The organism is Mycobacterium sp. E740 (assembly GCF_001672895.1).
In the GTDB taxonomy this organism is placed as follows: domain Bacteria; phylum Actinomycetota; class Actinomycetes; order Mycobacteriales; family Mycobacteriaceae; genus Mycobacterium.
In genome coordinates this window covers 1-1145 of the sequence record NZ_LZKP01000194.1, presented here as the reverse complement: position 1 = coordinate 1145, position 1145 = coordinate 1, and the positions used below count along the sequence as shown (strand labels likewise).

The window sequence follows — 1145 nt, the reverse complement described above, 5'->3', positions numbered from 1 at the left end:
CTTCTCAGCTGTCTCAACCATAGACTCGGCGAAATTGCATTACGAGTAAAGATGCTCGTTACGCGCGGCAGGACGAAAAGACCCCGGGACCTTCACTACAACTTGGTATTGGTGCTCGATACGGTTTGTGTAGGATAGGTGGGAGACTATGAAACACAGACGCCAGTTTGTGTGGAGTCGTTGTTGAAATACCACTCTGATCGTATTGGGCCTCTAACCTCGAACCGTGAACCCGGTTCAGGAACAGTGCCTGGTGGGTAGTTTAACTGGGGCGGTTGCCTCCTAAAAAGTAACGGAGGCGCCCAAAGGTTCCCTCAACCTGGACGGCAATCAGGTGTTGAGTGTAAGTGCACAAGGGAGCTTGACTGCGAGACGGACATGTCAAGCAGGGACGAAAGTCGGGACTAGTGATCCGGCACCCCCGAGTGGAAGGGGTGTCGCTCAACGGATAAAAGGTACCCCGGGGATAACAGGCTGATCTTCCCCAAGAGTCCATATCGACGGGATGGTTTGGCACCTCGATGTCGGCTCGTCGCATCCTGGGGCTGGAGCAGGTCCCAAGGGTTGGGCTGTTCGCCCATTAAAGCGGCACGCGAGCTGGGTTTAGAACGTCGTGAGACAGTTCGGTCTCTATCCGCCGCGCGCGTCAGAAGCTTGAGGAAACCTGTCCCTAGTACGAGAGGACCGGGACGGACGAACCTCTGGTACACCAGTTGTCCCACCAGGGGCACCGCTGGATAGCCACGTTCGGACAGGATAACCGCTGAAAGCATCTAAGCGGGAAACCCCCTCCAAGACCAGGCTTCTCACCCATCAAGTGGGATAAGGCCCCCCGCAGACCACGGGATCGATAGACCAGACCTAGAAGCCCAGCAATGGGCGCAGGGAACTGGCACTAACCGGCCGAAAACTTACACACACTCGCAACCACACCCCACAAACACCAAACACGCGTTACACACCCCACCACCAAAACACAAACCCCCCAAACCAATGGGGCACTTTTGACAAGTGAATAAAGTTACGGCGGTCAATAGCGGCAGGGAAACGCCCGGACCCATCCCGAACCCGGAAGCTAAGCCTGCCAGCGCCAATGATACTGCCCAACCCGGGCGGAAAAGTAGGACACCGCCGAACACAAATTA

General features: G+C 56.1%; 2 rRNA genes. Both read left to right on the top strand.

The annotated features are described in order from the left end of the window. A 23S ribosomal RNA gene (locus A5663_RS19010) occupies positions 1-919 on the top strand; the annotation flags it as partial. Between the two features lie 103 nt (positions 920-1022). Next, a 5S ribosomal RNA gene (gene rrf, locus A5663_RS19005) occupies positions 1023-1137 on the top strand. Positions 1138-1145 lie beyond the last annotated feature (8 nt).